At 35.5% G+C, this 16,693-nt stretch carries 21 protein-coding genes; 17 read left to right on the forward strand and 4 right to left on the reverse strand.

All coding sequences use genetic code 11. The features are described 5' to 3' along the window. Nucleotides 1–164 precede the first annotated feature (164 nt). The 6 genes from V6E76_RS07535 to V6E76_RS07560 all read left to right on the forward strand — a co-directional run bounded on the left by V6E76_RS07535 (nt 165) and on the right by V6E76_RS07560 (nt 4,883). Nucleotides 165–1,172 carry an LLM class flavin-dependent oxidoreductase gene (locus V6E76_RS07535; protein ID WP_247351796.1) on the forward strand — a complete coding sequence of 336 codons (1,008 nt, stop codon included), beginning with the start codon at nt 165–167 and terminating at the stop codon, nt 1,170–1,172. A gap of 18 nt (nt 1,173–1,190) precedes the next feature. Then, complete coding sequence (locus V6E76_RS07540; protein ID WP_026867227.1) at nt 1,191–1,523, forward strand: glycine cleavage system H family protein; 333 nt, start codon at nt 1,191–1,193, stop codon at nt 1,521–1,523. Between the two features lie 71 nt (nt 1,524–1,594). Continuing rightward, complete coding sequence (locus V6E76_RS07545; protein ID WP_247351798.1) at nt 1,595–2,362, forward strand: protein-ADP-ribose hydrolase; 768 nt, start codon at nt 1,595–1,597, stop codon at nt 2,360–2,362. A 14-nt stretch (nt 2,363–2,376) separates the two neighbouring features. Then, nucleotides 2,377–3,240: an SIR2 family NAD-dependent protein deacylase gene (locus V6E76_RS07550; RefSeq protein ID WP_247351800.1), complete on the forward strand. Its 864-nt coding sequence runs from the start codon at nt 2,377–2,379 to the stop codon at nt 3,238–3,240. Between the two features lie 14 nt (nt 3,241–3,254). Beyond that, entirely contained in the window at nt 3,255–4,277 is a 1,023-nt protein-coding gene (gene lplA, locus V6E76_RS07555) for a lipoate--protein ligase (protein WP_247351802.1), read from the forward strand. 96 nt (nt 4,278–4,373) lie between these two features. After that, nucleotides 4,374–4,883, forward strand: a complete 510-nt coding sequence (locus V6E76_RS07560) for a hypothetical protein (RefSeq protein WP_247351804.1) — start codon at nt 4,374–4,376, stop codon at nt 4,881–4,883. 373 nt (nt 4,884–5,256) lie between these two features. Here V6E76_RS07560 and V6E76_RS07565 read toward each other — a convergent pair whose 3' ends face one another. Then, nucleotides 5,257–6,297 (reverse strand): FAD-dependent oxidoreductase, encoded by a 1,041-nt coding sequence (locus V6E76_RS07565; protein WP_247351806.1) that lies wholly within the window; start codon nt 6,295–6,297, stop codon nt 5,257–5,259. Nucleotides 6,298–6,370: 73 nt separating this feature from the next. Here V6E76_RS07565 and V6E76_RS07570 point away from each other — a divergent pair, with 73 nt between their 5' ends. From V6E76_RS07570 to map, 3 genes are read left to right on the forward strand one after another with little or no spacing between them, the layout of a single operon-like run. Continuing rightward, the gene (locus V6E76_RS07570) at nt 6,371–6,934 is read left to right on the forward strand and encodes a DUF3267 domain-containing protein (protein WP_247351808.1); all 564 of its coding nucleotides are present in this window, start codon (nt 6,371–6,373) and stop codon (nt 6,932–6,934) included. A gap of 49 nt (nt 6,935–6,983) precedes the next feature. Further along, complete coding sequence (dinB, locus tag V6E76_RS07575) at nt 6,984–8,057, forward strand: DNA polymerase IV (RefSeq protein ID WP_247351857.1); 1,074 nt, start codon at nt 6,984–6,986, stop codon at nt 8,055–8,057. Nucleotides 8,058–8,105: 48 nt separating this feature from the next. Then, complete coding sequence (gene map / locus V6E76_RS07580) at nt 8,106–8,861, forward strand: type I methionyl aminopeptidase (protein WP_247351810.1); 756 nt, start codon at nt 8,106–8,108, stop codon at nt 8,859–8,861. A 58-nt stretch (nt 8,862–8,919) separates the two neighbouring features. Here the strand turns inward: map and V6E76_RS07585 are convergent, their stop codons facing one another. The 3 genes from V6E76_RS07585 to V6E76_RS07595 are packed head-to-tail and all read right to left on the reverse strand — an operon-like array spanning nt 8,920 to nt 10,904. Next, on the reverse strand, nt 8,920–9,492 hold the full coding sequence (locus V6E76_RS07585; RefSeq protein ID WP_247351859.1) for a beta-class carbonic anhydrase: 573 nt from the start codon (nt 9,490–9,492) through the stop codon (nt 8,920–8,922). A gap of 1 nt (nt 9,493) precedes the next feature. Next, a complete protein-coding gene (locus tag V6E76_RS07590; RefSeq protein WP_247351813.1) occupies nt 9,494–10,531 on the reverse strand; it encodes a YihY/virulence factor BrkB family protein in 1,038 nt (345 codons plus the stop codon). Nucleotides 10,532–10,583: 52 nt separating this feature from the next. Next, entirely contained in the window at nt 10,584–10,904 is a 321-nt protein-coding gene (locus V6E76_RS07595; protein ID WP_026867216.1) for a YtxH domain-containing protein, read from the reverse strand. A gap of 181 nt (nt 10,905–11,085) precedes the next feature. Between V6E76_RS07595 and V6E76_RS07600 the strand changes: the two genes are divergently transcribed. The 8 genes from V6E76_RS07600 to V6E76_RS07635 all read left to right on the forward strand — a co-directional run bounded on the left by V6E76_RS07600 (nt 11,086) and on the right by V6E76_RS07635 (nt 16,691). Continuing rightward, a complete protein-coding gene (locus tag V6E76_RS07600; RefSeq protein WP_247351815.1) occupies nt 11,086–11,283 on the forward strand; it encodes a DUF1128 family protein in 198 nt (65 codons plus the stop codon). A gap of 8 nt (nt 11,284–11,291) precedes the next feature. Further along, a complete protein-coding gene (locus V6E76_RS07605) occupies nt 11,292–12,524 on the forward strand; it encodes an aminopeptidase (protein WP_247351818.1) in 1,233 nt (410 codons plus the stop codon). An 84-nt stretch (nt 12,525–12,608) separates the two neighbouring features. Beyond that, nucleotides 12,609–12,764 carry a hypothetical protein gene (locus tag V6E76_RS07610; protein WP_166627055.1) on the forward strand — a complete coding sequence of 52 codons (156 nt, stop codon included), beginning with the start codon at nt 12,609–12,611 and terminating at the stop codon, nt 12,762–12,764. Nucleotides 12,765–12,828: 64 nt separating this feature from the next. Then, nucleotides 12,829–13,338 (forward strand): acyl-CoA thioesterase, encoded by a 510-nt coding sequence (locus tag V6E76_RS07615; RefSeq protein ID WP_035856873.1) that lies wholly within the window; start codon nt 12,829–12,831, stop codon nt 13,336–13,338. Nucleotides 13,339–13,343: 5 nt separating this feature from the next. Next, on the forward strand, nt 13,344–14,114 hold the full coding sequence (locus V6E76_RS07620) for a regulatory protein RecX (RefSeq protein WP_247351820.1): 771 nt from the start codon (nt 13,344–13,346) through the stop codon (nt 14,112–14,114). Then, nucleotides 14,104–14,433 (forward strand): YfhH family protein, encoded by a 330-nt coding sequence (locus V6E76_RS07625; RefSeq protein WP_026867211.1) that lies wholly within the window; start codon nt 14,104–14,106, stop codon nt 14,431–14,433. The genes V6E76_RS07620 and V6E76_RS07625 overlap by 11 nt, the downstream gene beginning before the upstream one ends. Beyond that, nucleotides 14,433–15,920, forward strand: coding sequence for a hypothetical protein (locus V6E76_RS07630; RefSeq protein ID WP_247351823.1), 1,488 nt, complete (start codon nt 14,433–14,435; stop codon nt 15,918–15,920). The genes V6E76_RS07625 and V6E76_RS07630 overlap by 1 nt, the downstream gene beginning before the upstream one ends. 9 nt (nt 15,921–15,929) lie before the next feature. Then, a complete protein-coding gene (locus tag V6E76_RS07635; protein ID WP_247351825.1) occupies nt 15,930–16,691 on the forward strand; it encodes an ABC transporter permease in 762 nt (253 codons plus the stop codon). Nucleotides 16,692–16,693: the final 2 nt, after the last annotated feature.

Here is a 16,693-nt window from a genome sequence, read left to right on the forward strand (position 1 = left end):
TCGTACATTTTCTTTTCGTTAATTTAATATTAATGTGCTATAGCATAAAAATCAAAGTAATGATTCTAAAGTTACTCGTAAAACAACTCAATTGACGATAAAATTTACCCTAGCTATAATTAATATGATTAACATATATTGTATTTGAAGGATAAGTGGAAATAGTGAAAATAAACTTGCTAGATTATGCAGTGATTGATGAAGGTCAAGATGCGACTACTGCTCTAAAGGAGACTGTCAGACTTGCCCAAAAAGCAGAAGATTTAGGTTTTTACAGGTTTTGGATGGCTGAACACCATGACGTAAATGCTTTTGCGAGTTCGAGCCCTGAGATGATGATGATGCATATTTTAGGCCAAACGAAACGAATTAAAGTTGGCTCAGGTGGTGTGATGCTTCCGCATTATAGTCCTTTAAAAGTGGCTGAAAATTTCAGAGTCATGGAAAACCTTTATGAGGGGCGTGTAGATTTAGGCTTTGGAAATACACTCGGGACGCCAGAAGTAAATAAAGCAATGAATGAATATAGACCTAGAAAACAGAGATATGAAGAAAATATTTCAGATATTAAGAAGTTTCTCTGTAATGAAGATGATGAAGCGCACCGTTTTAATCATGTTCGGGCGAATCCACTCGGTGAAAGTAATCCAGAAATGTGGGTATTATCTACAAGCGTTAAATCAGCTGAACTTGCTGCACGGCAAGGTATTGGCTATACTTTTGGCTTATTTCCACATGCTTCGAGAGATAAGACCAATGTTGGTAAACTCGCAGTTGAGAAGTATAGAGAAAATTTCATACCATCAAAAGTGATGGCAAAACCGACCGTGATGATCTCACCATTTGTCGTTGTTGCAGATACAGATGAAGCGGCTGAACATATGGCTAAGGCTTTAGATTTATGGTTACTTGGTAAAATGAATTTCAGTGAATTTGAAAAGTTTCCATCGGTTGAAACTGCAGAAGAATACACTTATACTGTAGATGAAGTGAAACGTCTGGAATCGAATCGTTCGAGAATGGTAGTAGGCAGTGCCAAAAGCGTTAAAGACCAACTCGATCAACTTGTAGAGAAAATCGATGCAGATGAACTGCTATTAATTCCCTTAATGCCCGGGGCTAACAATCGACATAGAGCATTGGAATTGATAGCTTCAATATATAAATTATAAATAAAAGGATGGTCTACAATGAGAAAAGTTGCGAACTATTTATGGGTTGAAAAAAATGGTGAAGAATATACATTAATCATGACACCAGAACTACAAGATGATATCGGAACAGTTGGTTTCGTAGAATTTACAAAAGCAGAAGAAATTGAGAAAAATGACTCACTATTAGAATTAGAAGCTTCAAAAACAGTCTTAGATCTAGCGTCACCACTAGCAGGTAAAGTAGTAGCAGTGAATGACAAAGCTACAGATGAGCCAACACTTTTAAATTCAGCTAAACCAGAAGAAAGCTGGGTTGTTAAACTTACAGGTGTGGATGAAGCAGAATTTAACGCATTGGCCGATGCATAAGTAAAATAATATTAGGGCCTGCATTCATAGATACACTTTGAATGTAGGCTCTTTTTTTAGGTGATAATATGATGAACCAAACAGAACGATTACACTTCTTGATTTCATATATGCTACAAGAAAAAGGAGAGGAACAGGTAATTCCGAAGTCATTTGAAGAAAGATTTAAAATGTACCGAGGACTTGCCAATGAAAGACCAGCCAAGAAAATTAGTCGTGAATATTTAGACGTTCAAGATATGTTTCTTAGAGATTATAACAAAGAAAATATTGTAGATTTTAAAGACTTGGAACCGATCGATGATGCGATTTATTTATGGCAAGGTGATATTACTACATTGAAAATAGATGCAATTGTCAATGCTGCGAATGTAGATTTGATTGGTTGTTTGATTCCCAATCATAACTGTATCGATAATATTATTCATACTAAAGCGGGTCTTCAACTTAGACTGGATTGTGCAAAAATAATAGCTAAACAAGGCCGTAAAGAAGCGGTCGGGCGAGCGAAGATTACTGATGGTTACAATCTCCCTGCTTCATATGTTTTGCATACTGTTGGGCCAGTGGTCACCGGCAATAAGGTATCTCCACTAAAACGAGACCTATTGAAGAAATGTTACACGAGTTGTTTACAAGTCGCAGAAGAAAAAGGCATAGAAAGTATAGCCTTCTGCAGTATTTCAACAGGGGTATTTGGTTATCCTAAAAAAGAAGCAGCAGAAGCGGCAATTGAAGCCGTAAAAGAATATAAAACAAATGAGGGTTCTAATATAAAAGTAGTCTTTAACGTCTTTGATGATGAAGCCTATAATATATATGAAAACCTCTTGAAATAAAGGAGCACAAGAAGATGGCGATTTGGCGTACGCTCGAAACGACAGAAGAGGAAAGTCGTATTTTAAAAGGATTGATTGAAGAAGCAGATACGGTTGTAGTCGGAATCGGCGCTGGCATGTCTGCAGCAGATGGATTCACATATACCGGTGAACGGTTTACACGTAACTTCCCTGATTTTATAGAAAAATATAAGTGGTTAGATATGTTACAGGCTAGTCTTGAAAAATTTCCTTCTTGGGAAGAGTACTGGGCATTTCAAAGCCGCTTTATCTTGTTGAATTACTTAGACCAAGGTGTTGGAGAAGGGTATCTTGCCTTAAAAAAATTATTAGATCATAAAGCCCATAGAGTGATAACGACAAATGCTGACAATGCTTTTTATAAAGCTGGTTTTGATATGAATAAAGTCATCTATTACCAAGGTGAATATGTGCGTATGCAGTGCTCGGAGTTCTGTCATGATAAGACTTACCATGATGATGAATTGATTAGAAAAATGGTAAGAGAACAAAGAGATCTTAAAATTCCTTCAGAGCTTGTCCCACGTTGCCCGGAGTGTCATGCTCCCTTAGAAAAAAACAAGCGTACGGCTGAAAAAGGAATGGTTGAAGATCAATACTTTAATGAACGTCGCGATGATTATAATGACTTTTTAAAGTCACATAATACAGAGAAAACATTGTTCTTAGAAATCGGCGTCGGTCATACCACACCTCAATTTATTAAGCACCCATTCTGGCGAGAGACGAGAACTAATGATCAAGCTCTATATGCTGTAATGAATCAAAAGCAATATCGTATTCCTGAAAATATAAGATCTCAAGCAGTATTCTTAACAGATGATATTCAAAAGACAATATTAAATGCTAATAAGTAAAAGGAGATAGAGTCATGTATTTAATTGAGCCTTATAGAAATGGTGAGTATATAAAAGACGGTGCCTATGCACTTGCAATGCAAGTTTATGTTCAGAACAATATCTTTTTAGATGAAGGTATCATCTTCCCTTATTACTGTAATCCAAAAATTGAAATTGGTCGTTTCCAAAATACAGTATCTGAAGTAAACCAAGACTATCTCGATGAGAATAATATTATTTTAGTTAGAAGAGATACGGGTGGTGGCGCGATTTTAGTTGACGACGGTGCTGTCAATGTTTGCTTCTTAGTATCTGAAGATACAGGCGTCTATGGAGATTATAAAAAGATGTATGAACCTGTCATTAAATTTTTAAACGATTTAGGTATAGATAAAGTAGAACAAAGCGGCAGAAATGACTTAGTCATCGATGGTAAAAAGGTATCAGGCGGTGCCATGACGATGTCAAATGGTCGTGTATATGGTGGATTCTCATTACTATTAGATATCAATGTTGAAGCGATGATGAAATCACTCAATCCAAACAAGAAAAAGATTGAGTCAAAAGTCATAAAATCTGTAGAGGCTAGAGTGACCACTCTAAGAGATCACTTAGCAGATGAATATAAAGATATTACGACTGAAGAATTTAAAGATTTAGTCATAAAAGGCTTGTTAAATATCGATGATGTGAAAGATGCTAAACGTTATGTTCTAACAGATGAAGATTGGGCTGGAATAGATAAGCTTGTAGAAGAAAAGTACAAAAATTGGGATTGGAACTACGGAAAGTCCCCTCGTTATTCATATAATAGGGATGCAAGAACACAAGCCGGCACTTTAGACATATCTTTAGAAATTGAAGGTGGCAAGATTGATAAGTGTTCAATTTATGGTGACTTCTTTGGCCAAGGTGACATAACTGTAGTTGAAAATGCCTTGATTGGGACACGTGTGATTAAAGAGGAATTACTAGAAGCATTAAGTGATGTGGATTTAAATTACTATATTGGTAAAATTACAAAAGAAGAAATCGTGGATTTAATATTAAGCTAAGATTTTAGAGTATCTTCAAAATATGGGGATACTCTTTTTCATTATACTTATGGTAAACTGATATTAACTGAACTAGAGTGGACAGGAGGGTGTTTTGTGCAGCAGTTGTATGCAAAAGTTATCGATCAAGAACAGCACCAAGGTGTGACGATTTTGAATGAAAAAAATGAACTTATCGGGGATATATTTGCCACGACAATTTCTGGGTGCGACGATAAAAATACTTATGGATTTAAACATAAAAGTGGAACTGAAATTCTACTTGGACTGCAGAATAGACGATTCAAAGATTTGAATGTTGCAAAATATACCGTTGAATATCAGGGTGTTCATTACACTTTAAAAGAACGTAAACTTCGTAATTTCATGAACTTTCATGTCGAAGGGGTAGTGGACAATACAACTTATATATTTAAAGATGACAAGGAAGTCACTTTAACGATGTATAGAGACGATGACCTCCTTGGAACAATGAATGATCACAAGATTTATACAGGCGAAACATCTGATGTAGAAACGTGTTTAATTATACTAATGTACTTTATGTATAAACTATATAAAAGAGAAGATTACCATCTTGCCAAATTGTTACACCGAAATTGGTAAAATTTAAGAAAAAAGAATGAAAGGAGTGAGGCAGTATATGTTGAGAGTGTTGTGTATATTGATTCCCTTGATTGTACTATTGCTGCCTCTATTCTTAGACGGCGGCCAAGTACTTATTTTAAACGTGCTATTTATTATACTTGGTTTTATTTTTTCATATGTAAACTATAGATATCGTAAAGAAAGATTTTGGCTCATTGTTTTTGTTATTAACACTGTCATTTTCCTTTACTATATTTATGCAGTTGTGATGTTTTTTGTTAATTAGAAAACATTATTTTAGGCTAAAAGTCATGATTAGGTGACTTTTAGCCTTTTTTAGGATTGAATATATTCTAATGAAAAATGATTTCGCAAAAAGACGTCAAAAATCTTAAGTTTCACTTTCTATATAAGAATAGTCGGATAAATTTAAATCCGTTGGCTTCCCGTGAAGGAAATTTGCAACTTCACGTCCGACAAAGGGACTTGCAGTTAATCCGGTTGATCCCATACCATTAACAACAAAGGTATTGTCATCAACGTAGCCTATAAATGGTAAATAGTCCCTAGTATACGGCTTCAGACCGACACCCATCTGAGTAATTTCGACGTCGTCTTTTTTAAAGTATTTGTATAATTCGTTTTCCAAATAGTCATAGCTCTCTTTTGTGGGCTGACAATCAAATGAATCAGTATCGATATGTGTTGTCCCTATAACGTATTCATTATCTTCTAAATGCACGATATAGGTCGGGCCAAGTGCCATGACGACGGGGGACTGTTCAACAGTTTGATTTTTTAATCTAAAGTACATTATCTCCGCACGCTGATGAGAAATTTCTGGCTTGTAGCTTTGTTCTTTTCCCCATGCGCCTGTAGCATAAATTTTAAAACTATCATCATCTTCTTTGTACGATTCATTTTTCCATACGCCGCCATGTTCTATAAAGCCGGCTTTTAAGGCAGCTAATAATTTTTTACCCCTTACTTGCCCACCGCCTTCAACAATTAAAGCAGGGTATTGATCAGTCAAGGCAGGATGTAAATGATTTAATTCATCGGTCGACAATATTCTTACTTCGCCGACATCTGGATTATCGATTGCTTTATCGCTAATTCTTTTGACAGCTTTGTCAAAGATATTTTCCTTAAATAGACATATCGCACCAGAGTTTTTATAGCCGGTAGAAAGTTGACTGTCTGTTTCTAATTCTTTTATAAAACTTGGATAGTAGGAAGCACTTTTTGTGACAAGTCGATACCATTTTTTATTTCTACGTTGACTGATCCATGGGCATACGATGCCTGCTGAAGCAAAGGTAGCCTGACCTTCATCATTCCTATCATAGATTGTCACCTGACTGCCTAGTTTAACAAGGTGATAGCCGATCGACACACCGGCAAGTCCACCACCTATTATTGTATAATGCATGTTAACCACTCCTGTGTAACTAAAGGTAAATTTGTGTTATGTTTCATATATATTTTATAGAAAGAGGATTTCAATGGATAAGTTAGAATTAAATATATTCCAAGATAAAAAAGCGCTCAAACACATTTCTTGGATTCAAATTATCAGCGCAATACTTGCCTTTATTATTTGTTATCTCATTGAGGGATTGATTATCCATCCTACTGGTAGTGCACTGATTGGTAATGAAAGATTTGGTTTAGCTGTTGCAGTACTTATTATTATCGCACTTTTTATAGGAATTATCATTGTTCACGAAAGTATACATGGACTATTTTTTAAATTATTTAAACCGTCTGCTAAGGTAAATTTTGGCTTTAAAGCTGGTATGGCCTACGCCACTACACCTGGGACAGTTTATACAAGAATTCAATTTTTAATTATTATCCTAATGCCATTTCTTATTATCACAACGATTATGGTAGTGATGATGTTTACGCTCCCTAATCCTGCTTATAAATATTACATTGCGATTCACACAGGTGCCTGTGCTGGTGATTTTTACTATGCCTATCTCATACTCAAACATAAGCATTTGAAATATGCGACAGATACAGAAGTGGGAATGAGTCTATATGAATCACAACCTGCTGAGTAATCTGTATAGAACATCTGTTCTGTATTTGCTATAATATATTTGGGTGAGGATGATGGAGAGAAGAATCATTCATATTGATATGGATGCCTTTTTTGCACAAGTAGAACAGAATGATAATCCAAATTTAAGAGGAAAACCTGTCATCGTCGGTGGCCGGTCTTACAATAGAGGTGTTGTAGCCACAGCTTCGTATGAAGCAAGAAAGTTTGGTGTACACTCAGCTATGCCTACAAAGACCGCCCATAAACTGTGCCCTGACGGTGTATTTGTTCATCCTCGATTTGAGAGATATAAGGAAATATCCGAGCAAATTCGGGAGATTTTTTTATCCTATACAGATGATATTGAACCTTTAAGTTTGGATGAAGCCTATTTGGATATTACTGAACTTGTAAATAAGACCCAGTCTGCGAGAACGATCGCTTTGAAGATACAAAGTGAGATCTTTGAAAAGACAGGTTTAACATCCAGTAGTGGGATTTCATATAATAAGTACCTCGCAAAAATCGCTTCGGGAATGAATAAGCCAAAGGGAACGACTGTCATTGATTATAGTAATGTTCTTGAGATCTTATTTTCTATGCCAATTGGCAAGTTTCCAGGAGTGGGCAAAGTGACTGAAGAAAAGATGCATGAACTTGGAATCAAAACGGGCAAAGATTTATATGATAAGACTAAGAATGAATTAATTTTAATCTTTGGCAAAAGAGGAGAAAGTCTCTATAATAAGGCACGTGGCATCGGTACGAATAGACTGACCATCCAAAGAGAAAGAAAGTCAATTGGTAAAGAAACCACTTTTAATTATGACAGAAATGATGACACTGAAATATTAAGTGTACTAGAAAATTTATCAGAAAAAGTAAGTACACGGTTACAGGAAAAAGGTGTTGTGGCTAAGGTTATCACTGTGAAGATTAAAACTGCTAATTTTGAAACACATACAAGGCAGATGATGACGGTTGATCCAGTTTCTTCTGGCGATGATATATATCATTATGCTTATAATCTCTATCACGAAGTGAAAGAAGCAGATGTACCGATACGATTAATTGGAGTGACAGCATCCAATCTCAGTGAAAGACTCTATAGAAACATGACCATATATGATTTTATCTTGTAACAACTTTGATATAATAATAAATAAGACTAAAAGTAAGAAGGTATAAACATGATTGTACAAACAAAAGAAGAACTTGAAAAATTAGAAGAGATTGGCCAGATTTGTGGCCGTGTTTTAAAAGATACGGTGGCACACGCAAAAGTTGGCATGTCGACTAAGGAACTTGATGACTTTGCAGGCAAAGAATTAGAAAAATACGGTGCGAAAAGCGCACCAATAAGTGAATATGATTTTCCTGGCTATACTTGCATAAGTATCAATGAAGAGGTTGCACACGGTATACCGGGGCCACGTAAAATTAAAGACGGGGATATCGTAAATGTCGATATTTCTGCTGTTAAAGATGGTTACTATTCAGATACTGGTATTTCATTTATTGCTGGTGAAGCGGATGATCCATTAAAACAAAAAGTGATCGATGTGACAGCAATGGCATTTGAGGAAGCAATGAAGAAAATTAAGCCAGGTGCTAAAGTTTCACAAATCGGTCGTGCAGTTTTTAATACTGCTAGACAAAATGGACTGACAGTCATTAAAAACTTAACTGGACATGGTGTAGGTAAGAGTTTACATGATATGCCACAACACATTATGAATTACTATGATCCAACAGATAGAACAATTCTAAAAGAAGGTATGGTTATCGCAGTAGAACCATTTATTTCTTCAAAAGCGACAATTGTTTCAGATGGTAAAAATGATTGGGCGTTTGAAACGAAAGATGGAAGCTATGTTGCTCAAAAAGAACATACAGTTCTCGTGACTAAAGAAGGTCCAAAATTACTGACGCTTATTGAAGATTAAAGTTAAAATCCTCTTTTCAAAAAGAAGCACCTAACAATGATGTTAGGTGCTTCTTTATCTATTCTTCTACTTTTTTATACCCATTAATGACGAGGTCAGCTTTTCCTGTTTCTGGGTCCATAATTAGACCATGGACTGGAATACTTTTAGCAAGGAGTGGATGATTTTTCACGTTGTTGACTGTTTCAGTTACACTTTCTTCAACGCTATCGAAACCTTTAAGCCAGTCTCTCACATCAATACCTGAATGCTCTAAAGTATTAAAGGTATCTTCAGAAATACCTCTATCTTTCATTTCTTTAATTACTGGATCTGGTTTCAAGGCACCAAAACCGCAATCATGATGACCCATAATGAACACTTCATCAACGCCTAAGGCATATACGGCAACTAAAATACTGCGCATCGTCGATCCGTAAGGGTGAGATACTACCGCACCAGCATTTTTCAGCTGCTTAATATCACCATTTTTTAATCCGAAAGCTTTTGTAGCAAGTTCAGATAAACGTGTATCCATACAAGTTAAAAACACTGCTTTCTTGTTCGGTGTCTTATCTGTCTTATAGGCTTTGAATTCCTCGTTTTTGACGAAGGCCTCATTTGCCTTTAATATTTCTTCTAATAAAGTCATCTTAGACTGACACGTCTCCTTCATATTCCTTTTGACGCTCATCGTTATCCTCTTTTTTTCTTAATTCTCTTTTGTATAAAATTGAATTAATTTGGGCGCCTAAGATAATTATAACACCAGTAATGTACAACCAGAAAATTAAAATGATCACACCGGCAATTGAACCGTAAGTCGCTGAGTAGTTGCTAAAGTTTGAAACATAGAAACTAAAGCCCCATGAAGCAACTAGAAAGGCAATTGTTGTAAATAATGTACCTGGAATAACGGATTTTAATTTCAGTTTAATATTCGGTGCTGTTACATACATAATTAGGAAGACTATCAAGACGAGCAGAACTGGTAAGATACTTCTGATTAAACTCCAAACGTATTGGAATTGATCATCTAAGCCTATTACGCCGAACATTAGGTCACCAATTTGTCCACCAAAGACAATTAAGACAAATGTCAGAATGACTGATAGTGACAAGATTAATGTAAAGAAGACCGAGAGTGATTTTGTAACGAAGAAGTTTCGATTATCTTCTACATCATATGCAACGTTAAAGGCATTCATTAGGGCAGTCATACCATTAGATGCAGACCACAGCGTTAAAATTAAACCTAATGATAATGTGCCACCACCAGAGTTTTCTAACACATCACCAATGATTCCTTCAAGTAAGCTAGATATCTCAGCAGGTGCATAATCTTGAATGAATCCAGTAATTACTTCCGGCTGTATTTGAAACAGCGGTACGATTGATAATAAGAAAATAAGCAATGGGAAAATCGCTAGTAGGAAGTAATAGGCTAATTGGGCAGCCATACCTGATGTATTGTCTAGTGAAAACCTAAATAATAATTGATTAAAGAAACCAGATTCATCTTTAACTTTTGCTGGCTTATTAATTTTTGAAACATACACATGTTCTTTGTCTTTTGAAGATACAGACTTAAAATCAATCTTATCTACAAAGACATCGTTCTTATCTTTCTCTTCTTCAGAATTACTCTTAATTTGATTCAGTAGTTTTGACGATGATTTATCCTTTGACATTCGTTTCACCTCGCTAAAATAAAAGGACTATGAAACATAGTCCCAAGTAATATTAATTAAGTTTTTTCTCACGGTTTGATTGGAACGTATCTTTAGCATCTATAATTGCTTTTTCTAACTCAGGATTGTTACGGCGAATTTCTTCAATTGTATCTTTCCAGAATAGAACTTCATCTTTAATCATATCAATTTTAGATGGTTCGCCTGTTGAAGGACTATTAAAACGAGACTTAAGATCATCTGGGTTTTGTGCATAATGTTTAATAGATTTTGTGTTTGACGCAAGTGATTCGCGAGTGCCTTTATCTAAAAGTGCAATTACTCCGCCGACAGCGGCTCCAATTACTATTGCTGGTACTAATTTGTTTTTCATAATTGATTCTCCTTATAGTTTCTTTGTAGTCTTTATATCCTATCTAAGCTAAGTATAAACGTTTTAAGCTAAGAAATTAAGAGAAACTCATATAAAAGAAAACTTTATTACCTTGTTAAGATAATATATATTTAATTTAATGTTTGATAATATAGTAGGTATGTAAGGAAAGGGGATTAACATGAATAAAGAAGAAATTTTAAGCGATATAGTAGAACACTTAAATGTGGTGAATAAAGGCATATTCAAAGCTGAGGATTACAGTGATGATAAGTTGACTGAGCTCAATGACATTAAAAACATGTTAAAGTCGCGTAAGCAAATTTCAGCAGCTGAGCAATCTGCTGTAATCGAAGAATTATCTAAAATGAGAAAGTAGGGGAAATCATGACGAATTTAGAAGATAAGTTATATAAGTATGCAGAGCTTTTAGTAGATGTTGGTATTAACGTAACTGAAGGTAAGAAACTATTTATTAGAGCAACTTCGGACGCTTTACCACTAGTGCGTTTAGTAACTAAAATTGCCTATGAACGTGGATCCGAGGACGTTCGAGTCTCCTTAGGTGATGATACACTCTCAAGATTAAGTGCGACTTATAAAGACAAAGAAAGTTTAGCGACCGTACATGATTTTGATGTCGCTGAACGAATGTACTATAGCGATGAGAAAGCCGGGTTTTTAAGCATTATTTCCAGCTCACCAGAGCTATTAAAAGATATCGAACCAGAAAAATTAATGGCTATGCAAGTTGCACAAGGTAAGGCATTCAAAGAATTCTCTGCACGTACACAAAGTGATTTCCATTCTTGGTGTGTTGCAGGCTATCCTTCAGTTGAGTGGGCGAGATTGGTTTACCCAGACTTAAATGACGATGAAGCAGTGAATCAACTGTTAGAATTGATTCTATATACTGTTCGTGCAGACGTAGATAATCCAGTCCAAGCTTGGACCGACCACGATAAGACACTCCACGAAAAGGTTGATTATCTAAACGATAAGCAATTTACAGCCTTACGTTATGAAGCGCCTGGTACAGATTTAACTATTGGTTTACCACAAAATCACCTCTGGGCTGGTGCATCAAGTACTGATTCAAATGGAGATTCTTTTATGGCGAACATGCCCACTGAAGAAGTCTTTACCGCACCAGATAAGAACAGAGTAGATGGTTATGTATCAAACACTCTACCACTGAGTCACGGTGGAAATATCATTGATGATTTCAAATTAACATTTAAAAATGGTGAAGTTATCGAGTATGAGGCTAAAAAAGGTTACGAAATCCTGAAGAATATTATGGACACTGACGAAGGTGCGAGAAGATTAGGTGAAGTTGCACTTGTACCTGATGATTCTCCTATTTCAAATAAAGGTATTCTATTCTTTAATACCTTATTCGATGAAAATGCATCATGTCACATCGCTCTAGGTAGTGCTTATGCTTTCTCTGTTCAAGGCGGTAAGGAGATGTCTCGTGATGAGCTGGATGCGGTCGGACTCAATGACTCTATCACCCATGTTGACTTCATGATCGGTTCTAAAGACTTAAATATCTATGGTGTAGATAATGAAGGAAATGAGACGCCAGTATTTAGTCAAGGAAACTGGGCCTTTTAATAAATTTTAAGCACCATTGTGTTTTAATATATGATACAATTTAAGTAATTAACTTATGTAATATTTTATTAGAGGAGGGGTACTATGAGCAGTTGGCTCATGCTCTTAATAGTATTATCATTCATGTTTGCTATTCTCGGTTTTGCAGCAGTGCTATATTATTTCCTAGCACAGGCATTCCACAGTAAAGATGCAATTGTTGTGGATACGCCGGAAGAAGCGCTGGAACGTAAAATATAAGCTTTTAAAGTTAGAGGAGATGCGAATCTCCTCTATTTTTGTCGTTAAATGAAAGGGGAAAAATATGAAAAAACTAATGTCGGAATCCTATGCAGTAAAAACTGCTAATGTCCTACCACCAGATTCAAATTCACATGGTACTTTGTTCGGTGGTAGGTTGTTACAATATGTTGATGATATTGCAGCTATCAGCGCAAGACGACATTGTAGGGAGAGTGTCGTCACAGCCTCGATAGATTCAATGGATTTTTTAAAGCCAATCAATGTCGGCGAAATTGTTATTTTAGAAGCTATGGTAACTTCAACAGGACGTAGTTCTATGGAAGTCATGGTCAAGATTTCAAAAGAAGATTTAACACGTGAATCTGGTAAGGAGCTTGCAGCATTTTCTTTCTTAACTTTCGTCGCACTTGATGATGACAATAACAAGGTGGAAGTACCTAAAATCGAAGCGGATAATGACCGTTTGCAGTGGCTGAAAGACACCGGTAGAGAGCGGTCGGAACGTCGACTTCAAAGAAAAGAACAAAGTAAGTCATTAAGCAGTTTTTTCGCTTCTGATTTATTGGAGTGATTTAGGTGGAAATTAAACGCATAGTAAAACAGAAAAAAGAAATGTACCAGGTGTATTTTGATGACGGACGCACTTTAAAAGTACATGAAGAATCACTTGTAAGGTATATGCTCATACCAGGCAAAGTGATAGAAGAAGATGAGTTTGAAGCACTGACAACAAGTATTCAATTCGATCAGGCCTATACAAAGGGACTAAAATATATCAGTTACAAGTTAAGGTCAATCCAAGAGATGTATTACTATTTAATTGAGGATTATGATGACGATATCGTTAAAGAGACTATTAATCGATTGACTAATGAAGGATACTTAAATGATGATCAATATGCAGTGGCACTAAGGAATACCTTGCTAAACACAACAGATAAGGGCCCAGGACACCTCGTTCGTGAATTGAAAAAGCAAGGTATCGAAGAAGATATTATCATGCGAGAGAAAGCTTATTTTGATGATTTAATCGATACTGAGCGAATGAATAAATTAAAGGATAAATTCCTCAAGTCCCACCGTGGCTCATACATGCAGTTTAAACAAAAGCTGCAGGAAAAATTAATCCAAAGAGGATATCAAAAGCATCATATGGAAATGATTATATTTGATGATGATTTTGATGAGAAACATTATTTTGAGAAAGACTTTGAAAAATATTATAATAAGTATCAAAGAAAAGAAAGTGGCTACAAGCTAAAACAGAAAATGATTGCAGCAATGATGAGTAAAGGTTACCCTTATGATAAAATCAGTGAAAAGTTAGGCGGAATAGATGATGAATGAATCTCTCGGTCAAATGACAAGAAAGGAACTAAACCATTATATACAAACTAAGCGCGAAAAAATGAGACGTGCTGAAATGATGGGTGTTGAAAATGAGTACCGTGTACTAGAGCGTCAGGTAATCATTGCAGAGTGCTATTTAATCGATTTATCTCTTATTGAAAAAGGAAAAATATATAAGGTGATTAGCCAAGAAGATCACTATTTTAAAGTCGAGTATGTCAAGGGCATTTTCGCTTGGGGCTTTTTTGTCAATGGTGATGAAAAGGAAACTGGTATTCCAGTTAGCATGCTACAATTGCCTAAAAAGGTTGGCTAATGAAAAATAAAGTACTATTAAAAGGGATCGATTTAACCTATAGCAAAGAAGCTTCAGACTTTAAAACTCGCATGCTTGGCAATGCAGGAGATATTTATTTAAAGGACGTAAATATTCATCTCTATGAGGGAGAGGTCCTTGGACTTCTGAGTAGTCCAGATACTCTGTTCTATATTAAAGAAACGCTAAGTGGCACCCTGGACCTTAAAGAAGGTAAAATAACTCGTAATGGTAGTATCTTAAGTTTAGATGTAGATGATCATCTAACGAATCCGTTTAAATTATCATTTTTCATTGAAGAACTGCTTGAAGAATATATGAGCGGTAAGGCTTTTACTAAAACACTAGAACAGTTACAAGCTAAAGCGATTATCCGAAATAATTTAGATAAGAAAGTCAATGAATTGACACGTAAACAGTTATCTCACGTCCTACTAGAGTTGTCAGCACTTATTGAGGCTGATGTGATTATTTACAACAACTTTCATAAAGATCTTGAAGATTTGGACAAATTCAGAAGTGTCGTTAATATGCACGAGAACAGTAAACGCGGCATCCTGCTTTTAGAAACTGCCATAGAACCAATTGAAAAAATGGCGAATTATTTCACTTGGGTAAGCTATGGACAAATACGGTATGAGGGCAGTGTAGAGGGTGGAAAGGAAGCCTATAACAAATACTTAAAAGAAAAAAGTAAGGTAAAAAATATAGAGCAAGAAGCCCTCTTTGACTTAGACTGGAAAAGACGAGTCTATGAAGATGAAAAATATAATGAGAACTTTAAACGCTTAGGTAAACAACAGGCATCTGTTCTAGATAATGTCAATATTCAAAAGATTATTGTCAGCCTAGTGATTACCTTCGTTATGATTGTTGCTGCATTGGTAATTTTCATGAATATTACTTTCGTATCAGAAACACCAACATTTACAGAAGAGAATGAGAATTTTACAGAAGGCGAAACGACAGATCGACTCGCATATGCCTTTGTTGATAATGAAGGACTAAATATAAATGGTGAAACTTTACCACCATTTACACTCTTAGAAGTCACAGATTCGACTGAAGAGACCTATACAATAAATCATAATGGTACAGAAGAGACTGTGAATCGTGATGAGGTAGTTTATTTTAATCCAGCGAGTCTCTATACTGAAGCTGATTTTATGGAGTTACTTCAGTACACTGCACCGGTTATCCAAGATAACTACCTATTCTATTCTAATTACTTAAATGGAGATAGGGAATTCTTAGAACAAAATATTACTTTTGACAGTCTGGATGAGAATTCAGGTAAGATTGCAGGAATACCTATTATTTATCACTTCCAAGGGCAAACAGTATTTTCTATGGAATTTGATGGGGTTGAAAATAATCCAATTGTAGAAGATATGAATTTATCTTCGGAAGTCACAATTTTTAGAGTTGATGGTGGCTTTATGATTTACGATAGTGCGACTAATAAATGGAACTATATAATAAGGTAGGTGCCTGAGATGGATTACAGATTCAAATATTTGCTAAGAAGAGTGTTCCGACAGGCGGATAGGTTTACCTTGTTAAATCTTACACCATTAATTATTTACTTAGTCGGACTTGTCGGTATGATTGTTGGGTTTATGTTCCTAGAATCCCAAACTATGATTCGGCTCTTGTATGGGATGACTGGTTTCATGTCTACAGTATGGGTCTTTAGTATGGTAATATTAAATAAAAATGATGCTTACGTTAAAGGTTCAATACTAAAGGTGAACTACATTCCATTATATTTAAGAATATTACCTGTCATGGTGTATCAAACTATAATCTTTATTATATTTTTAACGATGTATAGTGCGATAACTGCACTCTTTATTGATGATTGGCTATTAAATATTTTTTCATTAATATATTACATCTTACTAGGTGTAATTTTGACGATACCATTCACCATGCTGTTCTTAGGTGTATCAATGCACATTAATACGACCAAGATTAATCCAATCTTGTTCCTAATTGTGTTACTCGTTGTACCTGTGTTTTACTTACCAGAACAACTTCCAGGGGTTCTCGAAAATATATTGAGTTTAAATCCCTTTTACTATGTAATTAATGGATTGCAAAATAATACGGTACATCAAGCATGGTCAATTAATCGTTTGCCATACGATGTATTGTACTTTACTCAAGTCGCGTTACTATACTTGTGGGTGTTTGAGTCCTACGGAAAAATGAAAATACAATTATATAATGATAAAACCAGCATGCCTGAAAAATAGGC

It is taken from the genome of Jeotgalicoccus huakuii (assembly GCF_036665975.1).
Lineage (GTDB): Bacteria > Bacillota > Bacilli > Staphylococcales > Salinicoccaceae > Jeotgalicoccus > Jeotgalicoccus marinus.

Excerpts from the sequence above, each read along its gene's own strand:
- V6E76_RS07540 (WP_026867227.1), top strand. The coding sequence starts at position 1,191 with ATGAGAAAAGTTGCGAACTATTTATGGGTTGAAAAAAATGGTGAAGAA.
- V6E76_RS07545 (WP_247351798.1), top strand. The coding sequence starts at position 1,595 with ATGAACCAAACAGAACGATTACACTTCTTGATTTCATATATGCTACAA.
- V6E76_RS07550 (WP_247351800.1), top strand. The coding sequence starts at position 2,377 with ATGGCGATTTGGCGTACGCTCGAAACGACAGAAGAGGAAAGTCGTATT.
- lplA (WP_247351802.1), top strand. The coding sequence starts at position 3,255 with ATGTATTTAATTGAGCCTTATAGAAATGGTGAGTATATAAAAGACGGT.
- V6E76_RS07565 (WP_247351806.1), bottom strand. The coding sequence starts at position 6,297 with ATGCATTATACAATAATAGGTGGTGGACTTGCCGGTGTGTCGATCGGC.
- V6E76_RS07570 (WP_247351808.1), top strand. The coding sequence starts at position 6,371 with ATGGATAAGTTAGAATTAAATATATTCCAAGATAAAAAAGCGCTCAAA.
- dinB (WP_247351857.1), top strand. The coding sequence starts at position 6,984 with ATGATGGAGAGAAGAATCATTCATATTGATATGGATGCCTTTTTTGCA.
- map (WP_247351810.1), top strand. The coding sequence starts at position 8,106 with ATGATTGTACAAACAAAAGAAGAACTTGAAAAATTAGAAGAGATTGGC.
- V6E76_RS07585 (WP_247351859.1), bottom strand. The coding sequence starts at position 9,492 with ATGACTTTATTAGAAGAAATATTAAAGGCAAATGAGGCCTTCGTCAAA.
- V6E76_RS07590 (WP_247351813.1), bottom strand. The coding sequence starts at position 10,531 with ATGTCAAAGGATAAATCATCGTCAAAACTACTGAATCAAATTAAGAGT.
- V6E76_RS07595 (WP_026867216.1), bottom strand. The coding sequence starts at position 10,904 with ATGAAAAACAAATTAGTACCAGCAATAGTAATTGGAGCCGCTGTCGGC.
- V6E76_RS07600 (WP_247351815.1), top strand. The coding sequence starts at position 11,086 with ATGAATAAAGAAGAAATTTTAAGCGATATAGTAGAACACTTAAATGTG.
- V6E76_RS07605 (WP_247351818.1), top strand. The coding sequence starts at position 11,292 with ATGACGAATTTAGAAGATAAGTTATATAAGTATGCAGAGCTTTTAGTA.
- V6E76_RS07610 (WP_166627055.1), top strand. The coding sequence starts at position 12,609 with ATGAGCAGTTGGCTCATGCTCTTAATAGTATTATCATTCATGTTTGCT.
- V6E76_RS07615 (WP_035856873.1), top strand. The coding sequence starts at position 12,829 with ATGAAAAAACTAATGTCGGAATCCTATGCAGTAAAAACTGCTAATGTC.
- V6E76_RS07625 (WP_026867211.1), top strand. The coding sequence starts at position 14,104 with ATGATGAATGAATCTCTCGGTCAAATGACAAGAAAGGAACTAAACCAT.
- V6E76_RS07630 (WP_247351823.1), top strand. The coding sequence starts at position 14,433 with ATGAAAAATAAAGTACTATTAAAAGGGATCGATTTAACCTATAGCAAA.
- V6E76_RS07635 (WP_247351825.1), top strand. The coding sequence starts at position 15,930 with ATGGATTACAGATTCAAATATTTGCTAAGAAGAGTGTTCCGACAGGCG.